The 16,249-nt window shown below is 54.3% G+C and carries 13 protein-coding genes; 7 read left to right on the forward strand and 6 right to left on the reverse strand.

What is annotated here, in order from left to right; all coding sequences use genetic code 11:
• Positions 1-91 precede the first annotated feature (91 nt).
• Both murQ and Enr10x_RS02125 read left to right on the forward strand, forming a co-directional pair.
• Entirely contained in the window at positions 92-991 is a 900-nt protein-coding gene (gene murQ, locus Enr10x_RS02120) for an N-acetylmuramic acid 6-phosphate etherase (protein ID WP_145116092.1), read from the forward strand.
• Positions 992-1,038: 47 nt separating this feature from the next.
• Positions 1,039-1,989 (forward strand): N-acetylglucosamine kinase, encoded by a 951-nt coding sequence (locus Enr10x_RS02125; protein ID WP_145103531.1) that lies wholly within the window; start codon positions 1,039-1,041, stop codon positions 1,987-1,989.
• A 15-nt stretch (positions 1,990-2,004) separates the two neighbouring features.
• On the opposite strand, the gene Enr10x_RS02130 is transcribed toward Enr10x_RS02125, so the two are convergent.
• The 3 genes from Enr10x_RS02130 to Enr10x_RS02140 are packed head-to-tail and all read right to left on the reverse strand — an operon-like array spanning position 2,005 to position 4,779.
• Entirely contained in the window at positions 2,005-2,820 is an 816-nt protein-coding gene (locus tag Enr10x_RS02130; protein WP_145103534.1) for an SDR family NAD(P)-dependent oxidoreductase, read from the reverse strand.
• Positions 2,821-2,865: 45 nt separating this feature from the next.
• Positions 2,866-3,795: a succinylglutamate desuccinylase/aspartoacylase family protein gene (locus Enr10x_RS02135; RefSeq protein ID WP_145103538.1), complete on the reverse strand. Its 930-nt coding sequence runs from the start codon at positions 3,793-3,795 to the stop codon at positions 2,866-2,868.
• Positions 3,796-3,843: 48 nt separating this feature from the next.
• Complete coding sequence (locus Enr10x_RS02140) at positions 3,844-4,779, reverse strand: peptidylprolyl isomerase (RefSeq protein WP_145103541.1); 936 nt, start codon at positions 4,777-4,779, stop codon at positions 3,844-3,846.
• A 296-nt stretch (positions 4,780-5,075) separates the two neighbouring features.
• Between Enr10x_RS02140 and Enr10x_RS02145 the strand changes: the two genes are divergently transcribed.
• The 5 genes from Enr10x_RS02145 (at position 5,076) to Enr10x_RS02165 (ending at position 12,013) form a co-directional block, all read left to right on the forward strand.
• On the forward strand, positions 5,076-5,972 hold the full coding sequence (locus tag Enr10x_RS02145) for a mechanosensitive ion channel family protein (RefSeq protein WP_145103544.1): 897 nt from the start codon (positions 5,076-5,078) through the stop codon (positions 5,970-5,972).
• 837 nt (positions 5,973-6,809) lie between these two features.
• Entirely contained in the window at positions 6,810-7,937 is a 1,128-nt protein-coding gene (locus Enr10x_RS02150) for an ROK family transcriptional regulator (protein ID WP_197996361.1), read from the forward strand.
• A gap of 52 nt (positions 7,938-7,989) precedes the next feature.
• Positions 7,990-8,514, forward strand: coding sequence for a DinB family protein (locus Enr10x_RS02155; RefSeq protein WP_145103549.1), 525 nt, complete (start codon positions 7,990-7,992; stop codon positions 8,512-8,514).
• A 178-nt stretch (positions 8,515-8,692) separates the two neighbouring features.
• On the forward strand, positions 8,693-10,492 hold the full coding sequence (locus Enr10x_RS02160; RefSeq protein ID WP_145103552.1) for a hypothetical protein: 1,800 nt from the start codon (positions 8,693-8,695) through the stop codon (positions 10,490-10,492).
• 120 nt (positions 10,493-10,612) lie between these two features.
• Positions 10,613-12,013 (forward strand): SGNH/GDSL hydrolase family protein, encoded by a 1,401-nt coding sequence (locus Enr10x_RS02165; protein WP_145103555.1) that lies wholly within the window; start codon positions 10,613-10,615, stop codon positions 12,011-12,013.
• 129 nt (positions 12,014-12,142) lie between these two features.
• Here the strand turns inward: Enr10x_RS02165 and Enr10x_RS02170 are convergent, their stop codons facing one another.
• The 3 genes from Enr10x_RS02170 to Enr10x_RS02180 all read right to left on the reverse strand — a co-directional run bounded on the left by Enr10x_RS02170 (position 12,143) and on the right by Enr10x_RS02180 (position 16,234).
• Complete coding sequence (locus Enr10x_RS02170) at positions 12,143-13,579, reverse strand: sodium:proton antiporter (protein WP_145103558.1); 1,437 nt, start codon at positions 13,577-13,579, stop codon at positions 12,143-12,145.
• Between the two features lie 186 nt (positions 13,580-13,765).
• A complete protein-coding gene (locus Enr10x_RS02175) occupies positions 13,766-15,739 on the reverse strand; it encodes a sensor domain-containing diguanylate cyclase (protein ID WP_145103562.1) in 1,974 nt (657 codons plus the stop codon).
• Positions 15,740-15,868: 129 nt separating this feature from the next.
• Positions 15,869-16,234: a response regulator gene (locus Enr10x_RS02180; protein WP_145103565.1), complete on the reverse strand. Its 366-nt coding sequence runs from the start codon at positions 16,232-16,234 to the stop codon at positions 15,869-15,871.
• Positions 16,235-16,249 lie beyond the last annotated feature (15 nt).

Raw genomic sequence — 16,249 nt, forward strand, 5'->3', positions numbered from 1 at the left:
ACACAGAGATTGGCAAAGTGCATCCTTTCGGGATTCAGAATCCCGGTTATCATAGTAGCTGTCCGCTTCCCGTTCGAACAGGCAAACGATGATGTTAGAGCATTTAACGACCGAACAACGCAACCCGGATTCCGACCGGATCGATGCCATGAGCAGCCTGGAAATCGTTCAGTTGATGAACGCGCAGGATGCCAGCGTGGCTGCGGCGGTCGCGAAAGAATCAAAAACGATTGCTGCCGCCGTTGATCTGATCGCGGATGCTTTTCAACGGGGAGGTCGTCTGGTTTACATCGGTGCCGGGACTTCGGGGCGGCTGGGCGTTCTGGATGCGAGTGAGTGTCCGCCGACGTTTAACAGTCCGCCCGAGCAGGTCGTGGGGCTGATTGCGGGGGGCAGGGTGGCTCTGACGAATGCCGTTGAGGGGGCCGAGGATCATCCAGAGTTTGCGATTGCTGATTTGCAGGAACTCGATCTGAACAAAGACGATGTTCTGGTGGGGATCGCGACGAGTGGACGCACGCCTTATGTGATCGCTGCCTTGAAGTATGCCCGCGAGCAGGGGGCAGCAGCGATCGCCTTTACCTGCAATCAGCAGAATCAGCTGGCGGAGGTGGCGGATCTGACCATCTGTCCGGTCGTGGGGCCGGAGGTGGTGACCGGTTCGACGCGTCTGAAGGCGGGGACTGCGACCAAAATGGTGTTGAACATGCTGACCACTGGAGCCATGGTGCGGATCGGAAAAACGTATGGCAACCTGATGGTTGATCTGCGGGCGACGAATCAGAAACTGGTCGACCGTTCGATTCGGATCCTGATTGCTTTTACGGATCTGCCGCGCGAAGAAGCGGAGGTGGTTCTGGAAGAGTGTCATGGCGAGTTGAAGACAGCGATTGTCAGTGTGAAGCGGAATGTTTCTCCTGAGCGAGCGGAGGAACTGCTCAAACAGGCGGGCGGTCAGCTGCGACGGGTGCTGGAAGCGGCCGGTGACTGAGCCGCAGGCTAATGATTGAGGGCGAGCATGTTTAGGAAAGTCATCGTATGACGTCATTACACTCCCGACAGCTGGTGCTGGGGATCGACGGAGGCGGCTCGAAAACGACCGCGGCACTGGCGGTGGTCTCGGATGATCACGAATTCCATGTCGTGGGGCGGGGCACCGCGGGGGCTTCGAATCTGAATGCCGTCGGTCTCGAAGCAGCGGCAATCGAATTAAAGCTGGCGATCGAACGTGCATTTCAGTCGGCGGGGGCGAAAGAGCATCAGGCAGCGGTACTCTGCATGGGGATGTCAGGCGCGGGACGACCAACCGAGCAGAACGCCTGGGCAGAGTGGGCGGTGCAGAACCAGATTGCAGATGAAGTGGTCGTGGTGACCGATGCCGAAACGGTGCTGGCGGCTGGTACTCCTCAAGGAACGGGAGTGGCTTTGATTGCAGGAACGGGTTCGCTGGCGTTTGGGAAAGATGCGACTGGAACCGAAGTGCGTGCCGGAGGCTGGGGCTATCTGCTGGGTGATGAAGGAGGCGGGTATCAACTGGCGATCGCGGCAATCAAGGCCGTTCTGAAAGCGGTGGACGGACGGGGACCAGAGACGCTGCTGCAATCCCGTATCCTGCAGGCTCTAGGTTTAACAGCGTCTGAGGAACTGATCGGTTATGTCTATCAGGACCCGGGAGATCGGAGCGAAGTGGCACGCTTGTCTCGACTGGTATTTGCAGCGGCTGCAGAGGACGACCCGGTGGCCCGCTCGATTCTGGAACAGGGAGTTAACGAGTTAGCGGAACTGGTGCTGGCGGTGGCCCGACGGCTGCATTTCAAAGCAGATGAGTATGCCCTGGCGCTGACCGGGGGGATTTTACTGCATCAGCGTGATTATCGGGTCTCTCTGCTGGAGCGTCTTGCCAATGAACAGCTCGCACCACTGGCAGTCGAGTGCGTGGACGATCCCAGTCTGGGGGCGATTCGAATTGCGGTCCGCCTGTTGGGTTAGAGCATCCCTGCAGATTTATTCTTCAGGGAACTGATCGGGGATTTGCAGGTGTTTCACGGAGTAGGGCGAGCACTGCTGTTTCCAGCCGCCGTCGATGGTGACGGAGGTTCCGGTGAGATAGCTGGCATCGTTGCCTGCCAGCATCACGATACTGCGGGCGATTTCGCGCGGGTGAGCCCAGCGCCGGAGGGGAATCATGTCTTCGGAGGCCTGTCGAATCTTTGTTGCGGTTTCCTGTTGATCGACGGCGATGTCCTGTCCCATGGCGGTGTCGATCGCACCGGGGTTCACACTGAGTACGCGGATGCCTGAGGGGCCATACAGGGTCGCCAGCTCGTAGGTCAGAGAATCCAGAGCTCCTTTGGCGGCGACGTAAGCCGGGCTGATACCGGCTGCCATCTGAGACTGAATGCTGGAGACGTTGATGATCACTCCCTGTCCCCGGGGTTCCATCTGTGCGGCACACCAGCGTGCGAGAAAAGCGGGGGCGGTCAGACAGACGCGGAGTGTTTTTTCCCAGCTGGTCAGTTCGATGTTGCGCATGGTGGTGATCTCGCGCCAGGCGGCATTGTTGACGAGGACGTCAATCCGTCCCCAGGCCGACATGCACTGTTCGACGGCCGACCGGGCGTACTCCAGGTCTGAGAGGTCGCCGGTGCAGATCAGGAACTGACGACCGGTGTCCTGAATGCGACTGGTGACGGGGCTGAGATCTTCGGACGGGAGGGCGAGCAGCACGCAGTCATAGCCCTGTTCCGCGAAACGGACGGCGGTTTCCCCTCCGATGCCTCCCGCGGCTCCTGTGATCATGGCGACCGGTTGCGGATTCATGTTGAGGTCCTTTCCGTCTCTCATTTTGGTTTGTCTGTGTTTGAATCAGGGGGAGTCAGTACTGGGGGCAGGACGATCGGTTTCCAGAATCACCGCCAGCCACTCATCCTGTTTCACATAGGGCAGGGTCCGGAGTCCCAGGATCACGCCGGTCTGGCTGGCTGTAATCGTGGTGATTTCATCTCCCAGGAGCGAGCAGATGGTTCCCAGTGAATCTCCTGCCTGTACCGTTTCCATTAACTTGACGGCGGGTTCAAAAAAGCCCGAGACGGGCGCATGGTTCTGCAGCTGCAGGTGTCCGCTCTGTTCACGGTTGTCTTCGATATGGTACTGGATCGGCTGAGTCTTCACGGGAGTCTCTTGCATGCCCAGGGCCGACATGACGGACAGACAGCCGGCGGCATAACCGGAGACGGCTTCAGGAAGACAGCGGCTGCCGCCTCCCCATTCGGCGTAGATCGCGGGGACACCTGCATCGCGGGCTGCGGAGAGGGAGCGGCCCTGCAGTTCCGCGGAGGTTCCCCAGACGACCGGGAGGCCGAACGCACGGGCCATCTTGCGCTGTGTTTCGAGGATGGTCTGATCTGAGTGCAGGCAGTAACCGGAGAAGGGGGCCAGATCGGAAATCAGGCCTCCCGTATGCAGATCGATCAGGTAGTCGGCTGACTCGATCAATTGTGTCGCCTGATGCGCGATCTGCTGGGAGATGGAACCATCGGGAGCACCGGGAAAGGTACGTGCCAGATCCAGTTCGTCCGGACCACAGCGGCTGCTGCGTTCGTAGGCGGGCTGGTTGACCACGGGGACCAGCGTGACTTTGCCGCTCAGCTCCTCTGGTTCGATTAACTTCTTGAGGCTGCGGATGGCGGCCATCGGTTCGTATTCGTCGCCGTGAACGCCACCCAGAATGAGCAAGTGCGGTCCCGGTTGCTGACCTGTGATGACAATCGAATTAATGAGAGATAAGCTCGACATGGAGCAGCGATTCCAGAGGAGAATAAGGTCGGTTGATGAGCGCCTGGGTTACGATTTTGTCTCCGCCGTCCATTCGATTTTGGCAGTGCCGCGTAATTTCTGGACGGTCTGATCATACAGCGCGGAAGAGAGAATCTGATAGATTTCTCCGCGGACATCTTCCAGGCTGAACTGGCCGGGGTGTTTTTTGTCGAGGATGATGAGATGCATGCCAAAGGGGGACTGAAACGGTTCGCTGATTTCTCCCTCTTTCAACGGAAAGACATGCTGTGTGAGTACGAGGGGCATTTTCCCCCGGTAGGCAGAAGTGACCAGTTTGCCGCCGTCGGTTTTACTGGGGGCTTCCGAATACTGAGCCGCGGCCTCTGCGAAGCTCAGTTTCCCCGATTGGATCTGTTGACGCAGGTCGGCCAGTTTCTGTTTCGCATTCCGGATCTCGTCGGAAGATGCATTGGCAGGTAACTTCAACAGGATGTGGCTGGCTGCGACCCGTGTGCCATCCAGTTCTTCGCGATGGGCGTCGAAATAGTTCTGCAATTTCTCCAGTGAGATTTCGCGTTGGGCATAGATGTTCCAGGCCAGCGGGAGCGCAATTGCGGCGCGAAGTTTCTCAGGCGTGAAACCCATCTTGGTGAGAACCTGATGCGGGTCGTCCCCTTTCTTGCGGATAAATTTTTCGACTTTGAGCACGCTTTCATCCAGCTGTTTCGGCGGAACGGTGATTTTCTGCTGAGCCAGGAATTCCCGGATCAGCCGCTGATCGACCAGGTTCTCCAGCAGCTGTTTGTTTACCGCCTGCTGATTGCCCGTGATGCCACGGGAGAGCCTGGCAAAATTCAGGTCGGCCTGCGTGACCGGCTGGCCATTGACGGTCACGAGGACCTGATCCGTGTCTGCGGCTTTGAGAACAGGGCCTCCTGTCAGGACCAGGCAGAGCGTCAGGCAGAGCGGAAAAGGATAAGTGAGACGGCGCGGGAATGACATCGTGATTGCTTCCTGCAAACGGGGGTCAATACGAACTCGAATGGAATGATGTGACTGACAGGAGGGATCTCCGTCAGTCACATCGAAGATATGGAGTTATTATTGCAGTTTGTGCCTGTGCTGTCAGTGTGAATCAGGCAGGGAAAATTCTGAAAATCGAAGTTGGACTCCTGCAGAAAACCGCCTAGAATCAAGTCGTTCGGCAGAAGCTCCCGGCGATCAGAGCTGCGCTGTCAGTGTGGTATGCTCAATTCCAGCCTCATTTCAATTCTCAAATTCGAAGAAGGGACCCGACTATGTGGTCAATCCTGGCTCAGAAAACAACAACGATTTCCGAAGATCCCGTGGCGAAGGTGAATATGCTCTGGGAGACCGTCAAGACCTCTCTGACAACCGAGGGGATGCAGTTTGCGATCAATCTGGTAGTCGCCCTGGCCGTCTTACTGATCGGGAAATGGATTGCCAATATACTGAGCCGCTTTTGTAACCGGTTGATGAAACAGGCAAAGGTCGATGAGACCCTGGCCCGCTTCCTGTCGAATATCATTTATTCCCTCCTGTTAGTAATTGTCATTCTGGCGGCACTTTCGGAGCTGGGGATCGATACCACTTCCCTGGCAGCGGTGCTGGCGGCAGCCGGTTTCGCAGTGGGGATGGCCTTCCAGGGCACGCTGAGTAATTTTGCTTCGGGTGTGATGCTGATTCTGTTCAAGCCGTTCCGCGTGGGAGATTACATCGAAGCAGGGGGGACCGCAGGTATTGTTGAGGAGATTCAAATCTTTACCACTTCGCTGCGAACCGGTGATAACATTGCGATTGTGGTACCGAACGGACAAATCACGGGAGGCACGATTCGTAACTTTTCGATCAAAGAGAATCGTCGCATCGATCTGGTGGTCGGGTGTGGCTATGACGATGATCTGAAAGCGGTCAAAGCTTTTCTGGAAGAACTCGTCCACGGAGATGGACGCATTCTTGAAGATCCGGAGCCGGTGGTTGCGGTCAGTGAACTGGCTGACAGCAGCGTGAATTTTGTGGTCCGTCCCTGGGTCAAGAATGCCGACTACTGGGCCACGCGGTGGGACCTGACGGAGCGGATCAAGCTGGGGTTTGATGAACGCGGATTTACGATTCCCTATCCCAGCCGCGACGTGCACCTCTACAACGAGAGTCTCGCGGGAGTCGAATCCTGATTCCCGCCTGATTGACCCTCTGAATCCGACCTCGAGACAGCAGCCTGTCTCGAGGTTTTTTTCATTGTGAGGCCTGAACCAGGGGCTGATTACTCGAATCAGGCCGGTTTTCCGATTCGGAGCCCACTGAAGCCGAGGGGATGGCGTAGTGAAGGATGTTCAAATGAAACGGGCTGGTTATCTGATTACACCGGTCCGTTGGTCAGGATGAGGGACGTTCTAAAGGGCCCCATTCCGGTCGTATCGATTGCGGGATTCTATTTTGACTTGGGGATCCACTTTTAAGTGATATACCTCCACACTTCAGTTCCAACTGAATTTATAGTTTATTAACCTGATAATTAGTGTATTTACTTACCTTTCTTCGAAAAAATTTCAATTTCGACAGTGTTTTAGCGCTGAACTGGTTAGTTCTCTAGTATTACCCGGTTGATCATGCGTGGTAGTTGTCAACTCAAGCAGGCCCGAGTTGTCTTCTATGTGATCAGCCGGGTCTGTATGTTCAGTGCTGTGGCTGTTGTGCTCCTCTGCAGTTTCATATCTGAAACCCCGCCTCCAAAAAGAGCGAGATGAAAAAATGAATACCTTCTTTTTGGTTCGCGTTTGTAATTATGTGAAGATTCCGTATCATATAAAGTTACAACAGCAGGAAGTTCAAAATCCTGCATCAAGTGCTCTCTAGTTTCGCCAGTCTGGAAAGAGCCCGATCTCACTTTTAGTAATGATTACCGAGTGATTTTTTGATTCATTTCGACGACCTGTCGTTGTAATTCCATTTCTTTCTTAATACGTAGAGTGACTATGCAATCCCCACACCGCCCTAGCTTGTTACGAAAAATGAACGTTCGTAAGGTTTTGGAAGTTATCCAGAGCCAGGGAACATTAACACGTGCTGATGTGATGCGTTGTTCTGGCATCAGTGCTCCCACGGTTTCCAAAGCTGTCAGTGCCCTGCTGGATGCGGGGTTGCTGGAGGAGCGTGAAACGGCGGAATTTTCAGTGGGTCGGCCCGGTAAGCTTTTGCAGTTGCCCCGCTTCAGTGCCCAGGTCATTGGTGTGGTACTGGACTGGGATTACTGTTCGATCGTGGCTTCCGGACTGGATGGTTTCCTGCACGAAGAAAAGCTCGATCAGTTCAAAACTCCCCAGAGCTATGAAGAGTTGATTGATACGATCTCCAATAAGATTCTGAATCTGGTCCAGAAAGAAGAGATTCCGGCCCTGGGGGTGGGGATCACGGTTCCCGGTCTGGTCAACAGCAACGATGGCCGGATCTTCCTGGCCTCGAACCTGCACATTGTGGATGGCCAGGCCCCCGCCGTCGATATTGCAGCGAAGACCGATTTAGAATGCATTCTGGTACAGAAATCGACTTCGTTGTGTCTGTCAGAAAAAACTTATGGTGCCGGTCAGGACCTGGAAGACTTCGTCAGTCTGGATGTGACTTCCGGGTTTGGTATGGGGGCCTTTACCGGTGGACAGTTGCTGGATGGTCAGCATGGTCTGGCTGGCGAGATTGCCCACATCACCGTCGAACCGGAAGGGGGACGGGTTTGTGGATGTGGAAATCAGGGATGCCTGGAAACCGTCGCGACCGACATGGCTTTGACCCATTATGTCTCCAAGCGAGTGGGTAAGGAACTCGACTTCGATGCGATTAAGGAGCTGGTCAAGCAGGGTGAACTCGATATCACTGAGGAACTGGATCGCACGATCGAGTTTCTGGGAATCGGTGTGGCTGCAGCGATTAACATCTTCAATCCTTCGAATATCTTCATTACCTCGCGACTGTTCGACCTGCAGGATGATGTCTTCGACAGAATGTGTAATCTGGCCAAGAACCGGGCACTGAAGCCGTCCTCCAGTTCCTGTGAGATTGAACGTTCGAAAGGGAATAAGTACCTGGGAGCTGTGGCCGGGATTATTAACCATCTGGCAAACGGTCTTGGACCGCGTCTGACTTAGTATCAGGGGTTTGCTGTGATACGAGCCGGAGCGAGCAGTAAGGGAGCGGCAAATGCCATCCTCGTCAGATGATCTCTCGCAGCAGGTCATCCAGGAATTCCAGCACCTGCTCACCCAGTCGCTGCATAAAATACGCCATTGTCTGAGCCAGTTGGATGAGGATCAGATCTGGTGGCGTCCTGCGGCAGAACTCAACAGCATTGGAAATCTGATTCTGCATTTATGCGGGAATCTCAATCAATGGGCGGTTGCCGGTATTACCGGTGGGAGCGATGCGCGGCAGCGGGAGTCCGAGTTTCAGGCAGACCGGAGTCATCATCGCGACGAGCTGCTGTCACTGCTGGAGCAGAACGTGCAGCGTGCATCCGAGGTGATGCAGTCCCTCTCGGCTGACGATCTGCTGGAGCCGCGTACGATCCAGGGGTTTTCTGTTTCTGTCCTGGGGGCGCTCACACATACGGTGCCCCACTTTGTCGGGCACACGCATCAGATCATCTATCTGACCCGCCAGCAACTGGGGGAAGCGTATCAGTTTGACTGGGATCCTGATGCCAGGCGACATGGCGTCCCGATTTAAACAGTGCCTGAATTCGATGCTTCCCCGGGGCCGTTGTACAGTCTCTGTCATGTTCGGTCTCTGAACCCCGCGAAAACTGAGTTTGAATCGGGGCCGGTTTATTTTTTGGTGATCGAGAACACGCTACAATAATCTCTGACTGTCGGTATGTTGTGATCTGACCAGGGGTAAGGCTGTTATGTCGCGTAAAGCGAAGCGAGCACGAAACAAAACGGAACAGAAGGGGGCTCCCCGTCCCGAGACGGGAGTCAAACCGTCGAGCGGCGCGAATGACATACAGCCTCTGCCGGAACAACCCCCAAGGCCTTATCGAGATGAGCTTCTGTTTTTGACAATGCTGCTGGTCTGGTCGTTTCTGGTCTCCTGTTTTCCGATGCGAAATATGGATATCTGGTGGCATCTGAGGACCGGTGAGCTCATCCTGGAACGCGGTACTGTCCCATACTTCGATTGGTTTACCTTCGTGGACTTCGACCGTCCCTGGATCGACCTGCACTGGGGGTTTCAACTGCTCGTGACCTGGCTGTACCGCTGGGGGGGCGTCAATTTACTGGTGCTCAGCAAGGCCTTCTGTCTGGCATTGACAGTCGCGCTGGCCTGGTTTGCCGGAGGTCGCTACTTGCCGCCCTGGGGGAAAGCATTGCTCTGGATCCTGCCTGTGGTCTGTCTCTCCGGACGGTCTGTGGTGCGCCCGGAAATGCTGTCGCTGGTCTATCTGGCAGCCTGGATGCTGGTACTCAGCCGGGCTGCGTCGAAGCCACAACTGTTGTGGCTGATTCCCCTGCTGGCGCTGCTGTGGGTGAACAGTCATGCGTTGTTTGTCCTGGGGCTGGTGGTCAGCGTACTGTGGGTGATCGACCATCTGGTTCGCGTCTGGGCGCGAGGGCGTTTGGGAATGGAGCCTGCTTCAACGGAGCTGACCGGCGTGATGTTGATCCGGATTGCTGTGTTGACCGGGATTGCCTGCTTTTTAAATCCTTATTTCGAACAGGGGGTGCTGTTTCCCCTGACGTTGTATGAAAAATTTTCGGTCGATCAGGCTTTTTATTCCGTGCGGATCGGGGAATTTCAGCCTCCCCTGGATTTCATCCGACAGCATGGGCTCCGGAATTTGTTCGTGGCTGCACAGGTGATACTGGGGGTCATGGCGCTGTTCAGTTTTATTCCGCTCCTGATTCAGAAACGGGTGAACCTGTTTCGGATCCTGTTATTCGCTGCGTTTACGCATCTGGCATTCAAGGCCTCGCGGAATACCAGTATCTTTGCACTGATCTCAGGTATTGTGCTCTGTGATAATTTATCTGACTGGATTCGGTTCGGATTGATTGTGCGAGGTAAGCCCCTGGCAACTGACAGGCAGTCAGATTTTCAGGTAACACCGGCTATGATCGTATCGTCTGCCCTCTTTCTGGCTCTGTTCGTCAGTCTGTTTACCGGCTACTGGCATGCATGGGGAGGGGAAGGGAAGCGACTCGGCCTGGGAGAAGCGGAAGCCTGGTATGCGCATGGTGCGGCGGAATTCGCGGGGCAGGAGGGGATGCCGGACCGTGCCTTTGTTTCGAACATGGGGCAGGCAGCGGTCTACATTTTTCACAACGGACCCGATAGAAGGGTGTTCTTTGACGGACGCCTGGAGGTCAACAGCCAGAAGACGTTCGAATGGTACGAACAGATCAGACAGCAGATGGCGCGGGCGGATACCAGCTGGGCCTATGTACTGCAGGATGAGAATGGTCAACTGCCAGCCGTGATTCTGGACAGCCGTTTTTCCCGGAATGAAATCATGGGGATGGCGGCGAATCCGGGCTGGATGCTTGTGTTTGCAGATCAGGCGGCTGCGGTCTTTCTCGATCAGCAGACGGCAGAGCGATTGAAATTAAAGCCTGCAGACCCCCAGCCGCTGATGCATCCTCCCGGAATGAAAGTCCGCGAGTCGGTCCCCCCGCCAGAGGGCACTCAGCCCGATCAGCCGAAATAAGGCTCGCGCCCTCAACTGGTGCTTGCAAAACAGGGGCTCGCAAGGGACATTAGAAGTAGCCTTCAGTCAACAATGCTGTCGCGTTGACACTCCAGATAACCTTACGAAAGGGGAAACATCATGAAATATCTGAAGATCAGGAGTCAACTGATCGGTCTGGTAGCAGTCTGTCTGCTGCTCCAGATGACCACACTTTTATCCGCTCAGGAAGCGAAGCAGCAGACGCACAAAGCGCCGCTGTCGAAGATGGAATTGAAAACCGGCGATTCGATCGTTTTCCTGGGGGACAGTATCACGCACCAGTGTCTCTACACGCAGTACGTGGAAGATTTCTTTTACACACGCTATCCCAAAATGCGTCTGAAGTTTCACAATGCGGGCGTGGGCGGTGCCAAGGCCTGGGATGCCCTGGCACGTTTTGATCGTGATGTTGCCGCCTATCATCCCAAGTATGTGACCGTGCTGCTGGGAATGAACGACGGCCGGTATCAGCCGTTCAACGATGAGATTTTCCTGACCTATTACGAAGACATGAAAGAACTGATCAGCAAAATCGAAGGCATTGGCGCGACTCCGATTCTGATGACTCCCACCATGTTTGATGCCCGGGCTGCCCGGTTGGGGAAACGGAAGCGCGATCCGGCAGCGGTCGAGCTGTATAACTCGGTTCTGGCTTATTACGGAACCTGGTTGCGCGAAGTCGCTGCTGAGTCAGGCTTCGGGTTTGTGGACATGTACAGCCCGTTGAATAACATCACGATTACGGAACGGCAGAAAAATCCTCAGTTCACCCTGATCAGAGACGCCATTCATCCGGATCCGCCGGGACAGGTGGTGATGGCTGTTGCCCTGCTGTCTGACATGAACGTGCAGCGACAGGTTTCCCGTATCACCATCAGCAAAAAAGCGAATGGTGAACCTGCGATGGCGGCCCGGGGCGGCAAACTGTCTGATCTGAAATACACGGATGATGGGGTCACATTCACCTGGCTGGCTGACAGCCTGCCCTGGGTGGTACCCGCAGAGGCAAAGCTGGGGGCCGAGTTGACGAAACTGGGGCACCGGATGAGCCAGGAATCACTGTCGATTCATGATCTGCCTCCGGGACGCTACGAACTGTCCATCGACGGGCAGGTGGTGGGACAGTATGCCAACACGGCACTGGCCCGGCACGTTGAACTGCAGGGCAATCCGAAGACACCACAGTATCAGCAGGCGATGAAGGTCGCGTTGTTGAACCAGGAGCGTAATGCTGGTCCCGTGAAAGACAAACGGAACAGCTGGCGTGCTTTCCAGTCGTATGCCCGTCTGAAACGGGAAGTTGATGCTCAGGGTGATCAGAAGGATGAAAAGAAGGTCGCTCAAGTGGCCCAACTGGATAAACGCCTGGAAGATCAGGATCGGGTGATTCAGGAGAGCGAAGCTGCAGCGAAAGCACTGGAGGATAAGATCTACGAGGTCAATCAGCCGGTGGCACGGAAGTATGTGCTGAAAAAAGTCACAGCCGCAAAGAAGAAATAAACTCTGCGGCTTTCTGACTGCGATCTCTGCCTGAAAACGACAGGCAGCAACAAAACAACAGGCAGCCCGGGAACTTCAATCCGGGCTGCCTGTTTTCGTATCAGATTGCATTGATGTCTGAATCTGCTTTTATCTCAGGAAGACGATAGTCAGCAGGATCGAGAGTGGCAGCAGAATCAGACAGCTGTAAACCATGTAGCCAAAAAAGCTGGGCATGCGAATGTTGTTCTTTTCCGCAATCGCTTTGACCATGAAGTTCGGACCGTTGCCGATATAGGTCATGGCGCCCATGAAGACGGCTCCTAAACTGATGGCAACCAGCTCGATCTGGCTGACCCCGGCAATCATGGGGGGAGCACCCCCTGCGGATTTAGCCGTTTCAAAGAAGACGACATAGGTCGGAGCATTATCGAGGAAACTGGAAAGCGTGCCTGTGGCCCAGTAGAACTTCGCGGGAGAGTCGATGCCCAGGGAAGCCCCCTTGACGTTCAAAATTTGAACGGGCGCCTGCATGCAGATGAAAATCCCGACAAACAGGGCGGCCACTTCGACGATCGCCTCATAGTTGAAGGAGTTCTGCTCGCGGATGCTTTTGGAGGTCGTGAGCAGGGAAATCCCGGCCAGGGCAAACATACAGCCTTCACGGAAAAAGTGAGGTGCGTGCCAGTCGGTACCCGGGACGGTTTTGGAAGGATCCAGCAGCGCCACACAGAAAATCACCATCAACAGCCAGAGGAAGTTGATGCCTCCGCTGAGCGCAAAGGGCTCGGGATTTTCAGGTGGTGCTTCCACTTTCTCTTTATTTTCCTTGCGGTAGCGGACGGTATCAAAGGCAAAGTAGACGGCCAGCAGCATGCCATTCATGGCGAGCCACTCCGGCCAGAGTGAGAGGGTCCAGGTGAAGGGAACCCCTCTCAAAAAGCCCAGGAACAGGGGAGGGTCTCCAATGGGGAGCAGGCAGCCTCCGGTGTTACAGACCACAAAGATGAAAAAGATGACGGTATGCGCCACATAGTCGCGTTTCTCGTTGGCTTTCAGCAGGGGCCGAATCAGCAGCATGGCGGCACCGGTGGTCCCGATAAAGCTGGCGATCGCGGCACCGATGGCGATAATGCCCGTATTCAGAATCGGTCGCCCTACGAGGTTCCCGCTGAAGGCAATGCCGCCACTGATCACATACAGTGAGAACAAGAGTGCGATAAAGGGAATATACTCCCCTAGAATGGCATTCTTGAGAACCACGACGGCGGCAGGGAATCCGGGGGCAGACAATTCATGTGTACCATGGTCTACGACACCATGCCCGTAGAGAAATGTGTAATAGAGCAGGGTGACAATTCCCAGGCTCACCGCGACCAGGAATCGGTTTTTGTTGTGTTCCCACCACTCTTCCGTTTTATGGATCAGGGGGAGAAACGCAATACACAATAAAAGGGCGGCGAACGGAATTACACTATAAAAGGCGGGAGGTTCAGGGTGGCCATGATGTTCCTCGTGTGGTTGTTCTGTTGTGGCCACAAAACAGGTTGCTTCCAGTTGCGCGTATGTATCAGCGATTAAGTTCATCTCAATCGCCCTCCGTTACTTGGGGATTATGAAAAATGGGTTAAGGCGTGAAAATCCGTTTTCATGTTCATGCGGAACGGGGATAACAAGAACTCAGCTTGCTAACTGGCGTGTGGTCAAACCGTGGATTATGGCAGGAACCAACCCTCTGTACAACTTCCACGTCGGCAGGATTTCAAATTGAATTTATGAATTTGCAAAATCGCTGCGGCGTTCTTCAATCGGAGCAGGAGAGGCCTTGAATTCCGACAGGTACAACTTCACGAGTTCTGCTGTTTCTGCACTTTGCAGCATTTCCAGTGAAATCAGGGTTTTCCCCAGCACGATGGGTGGTTCAATCTGCAAGGCGAGTAAATAGGCAACCTGTTCGCGGCTGAGCAGTTTATTCTGAATAGCGATTTCCCCGAATCGCTCGCCGTTTTTCTGCTGCAGTTCCAGAATTTCCGTGACCTGGTCCGTGGTCAATAATTTTTCATTCACGGCCAGTTCACCGATTTTCGTCAGTGTTTCCTGCTGAGGGCACTTTAACAGGGCTTTGGAGATGGTCGGGATATCAAAGATTTTCTTTGTGACCAGCCAGCGGCTGAACCGACTGCGTTTGACCAGTTTCTGCAGTTCGTTATCTGCCTGGGTGATAATCGACCGCACATGGACCTGATTCCGCCCATTTTCCTTGGAATTGTACATGGCTTCATCCGCTTCTGCGATGAGTCGCTCTCCGTAGCCGGTCATGTCCCGGGGAGGGATTCCGACAACGGCTCCCAGGCTGGCGGTGACGGGTACCCGTTTGCCTTCAAATTCAATGACTTCATTTTCGATCAGTTTGCGCAACCGTTCCGCGAGTTCGCGAATCCCGTTTTCCGATGGATTGTTGACCATGATGACAAATTCTTCACCACCATAGCGGCAGAAGACGTCAGAACGGCGTGTGGATTCACTGGCGACTTTCGCGACGCGCTGGAGTACCAGGTCCCCGAACTGATGTCCGTAAGTGTCGTTCAGGCTCTTGAAGCGGTCGATGTCTGAAAAGATGATGCCAATCGGCTGGGCTGAGCGGGCACAGCGATGCAGTTCTTTTTCAAAGGCTTCGTTGAAATAACTGCGGTTGTAAGTTTTTGTCAGCGGATCGTGGACGGCCTTGCTCTGCAGCTGTTTGTTTTCCGATTCGAGCTTCACTTTCTGCTCTTCGATGGCAGCCTGGCGTGCAAAAGCCTGCGTGGAGTCAACCTGGGCTTTCATGGTTAACTGCACCAGTTGTTCATTGGCTTTGGCCATGATCTCGTAGGGTGATTCAATATCATCCATATTGACCTGGAAGATCTGGGCTGCTTCCTCAAAGCGAGACTGCACCTCTTCGAGGAATCCATGCAGGTCATCACTGGGCATGTTGTAGAATTCCGTCATCAGCTGCTGCAGACGCTGTAATGCCAGACCGCTGTTGGGCGAGCAGAAGTAGTCGCCAATCGAAGCGGAGGCAGCGATGATGATGATCAGATTAAAGTCGGGGTTCGTTTCCAGGGCTTTTAATTGTTCGAATGTGTCGTGGTGATGCTGGATGGCGATCTGGAACTGTTCTGACATCTGCCAGCGTTCCATCATTTTTACGCCGACTTCAGCATGATTGACCCCCAGAACTTGCGTTTCTACTTCAGCGGTCTCGCGCTGTTCGGTTTCCGCCTGTTCGAGCACCGGTAACAGATCATTGGGAATGGAGCGGAGCATGGCCAGGTGGCCGAGGTCCTGCAGCAGTCCAATCAGAAACGCGTCGTATTTCAATTCATTTCCCAGGCGGGAGGATAACAGTTCCGCGGCAGCGGATTGAATAATCGACTGTTTCCAGTAGGAATCATAACGAGATTTCAGGGGGCCGTGTGTGATCGCTGATTCAGAAAGCGAGAAGCTCAGAGCCAGGGAGGTTACCACCATCGTTCCCAGCAGGGGGACCGCCCGTTCAATCCCTTTGCACTCGGACCGCAGCCCGAAGAACGAAGAATTACTGGCTTTCAGAATTTTTGCTGTAATGGCGGGGTCTGCCTTGATGGTATCAATGACTTCCTTGATATCGGTATCAGGATCTTTCGAGAGGTCCAGCAACTTTACGGCGACGGCGGGTAAGGTTGGTAATTGATCTGACGACCAGATTTTTTCAGGAGAAATCATGTTTGATGACCTTCAAGTATATACAACTCAGTCTAAAAGCAGCCATTTTTAAAAAGCTAGATTTTGCCCTGCCTGCCTGGGCAAAAGTCCGCGAACTGATTGTGTCTCAGCCAGTCAGCCAGTCAGGCTTCAGGCATTAGAGGTGACCCAGCGTTCCAGCTTGCTTTTCAGGCTGTCAGGAGTAAATGGTTTCACCAGATAATCTGACACACCGGCCTGAATCGCAGTGACAACGCGTGCCCGTTCTGCTTCGGTCGTGATCATAATGACGGGAATGTCTTTGTTCCGCTGACGGATTTCTTTTAAGAGCTGCAATCCGTCCATGTTGGGCATGTTCCAGTCGCTGAGCACGATATCAAATGCGGTATTGACGAAGTACTCCAGAGCCTGTACGCCATCTTCTGCTTCGGTGACATCTTCAATACCCAGTTTCGACAGACATCGCTTCTGGATTGTTCTCATCGTTCCGGAGTCATCTACAAGTAAAACTTTCATCGGACTGGCCTTTTA

Source organism: Gimesia panareensis (assembly GCF_007748155.1).
Classification (GTDB): Bacteria; Planctomycetota; Planctomycetia; order Planctomycetales; family Planctomycetaceae; genus Gimesia; species Gimesia panareensis.

Coding starts and splice junctions, on each gene's coding strand:
- Enr10x_RS02170 (WP_145103558.1), bottom strand. CDS start 13,579: ATGAACTTAATCGCTGATACATACGCGCAACTGGAAGCAACCTGTTTT.
- Enr10x_RS02145 (WP_145103544.1), top strand. CDS start 5,076: ATGTGGTCAATCCTGGCTCAGAAAACAACAACGATTTCCGAAGATCCC.
- Enr10x_RS02135 (WP_145103538.1), bottom strand. CDS start 3,795: ATGTCGAGCTTATCTCTCATTAATTCGATTGTCATCACAGGTCAGCAA.
- Enr10x_RS02180 (WP_145103565.1), bottom strand. CDS start 16,234: ATGAAAGTTTTACTTGTAGATGACTCCGGAACGATGAGAACAATCCAG.
- Enr10x_RS02140 (WP_145103541.1), bottom strand. CDS start 4,779: ATGTCATTCCCGCGCCGTCTCACTTATCCTTTTCCGCTCTGCCTGACG.
- Enr10x_RS02150 (WP_197996361.1), top strand. CDS start 6,810: ATGAACGTTCGTAAGGTTTTGGAAGTTATCCAGAGCCAGGGAACATTA.
- Enr10x_RS02160 (WP_145103552.1), top strand. CDS start 8,693: ATGTCGCGTAAAGCGAAGCGAGCACGAAACAAAACGGAACAGAAGGGG.
- Enr10x_RS02165 (WP_145103555.1), top strand. CDS start 10,613: ATGAAATATCTGAAGATCAGGAGTCAACTGATCGGTCTGGTAGCAGTC.
- Enr10x_RS02130 (WP_145103534.1), bottom strand. CDS start 2,820: ATGAATCCGCAACCGGTCGCCATGATCACAGGAGCCGCGGGAGGCATC.
- Enr10x_RS02175 (WP_145103562.1), bottom strand. CDS start 15,739: ATGATTTCTCCTGAAAAAATCTGGTCGTCAGATCAATTACCAACCTTA.
- Enr10x_RS02155 (WP_145103549.1), top strand. CDS start 7,990: ATGCCATCCTCGTCAGATGATCTCTCGCAGCAGGTCATCCAGGAATTC.
- murQ (WP_145116092.1), top strand. CDS start 92: ATGTTAGAGCATTTAACGACCGAACAACGCAACCCGGATTCCGACCGG.
- Enr10x_RS02125 (WP_145103531.1), top strand. CDS start 1,039: ATGACGTCATTACACTCCCGACAGCTGGTGCTGGGGATCGACGGAGGC.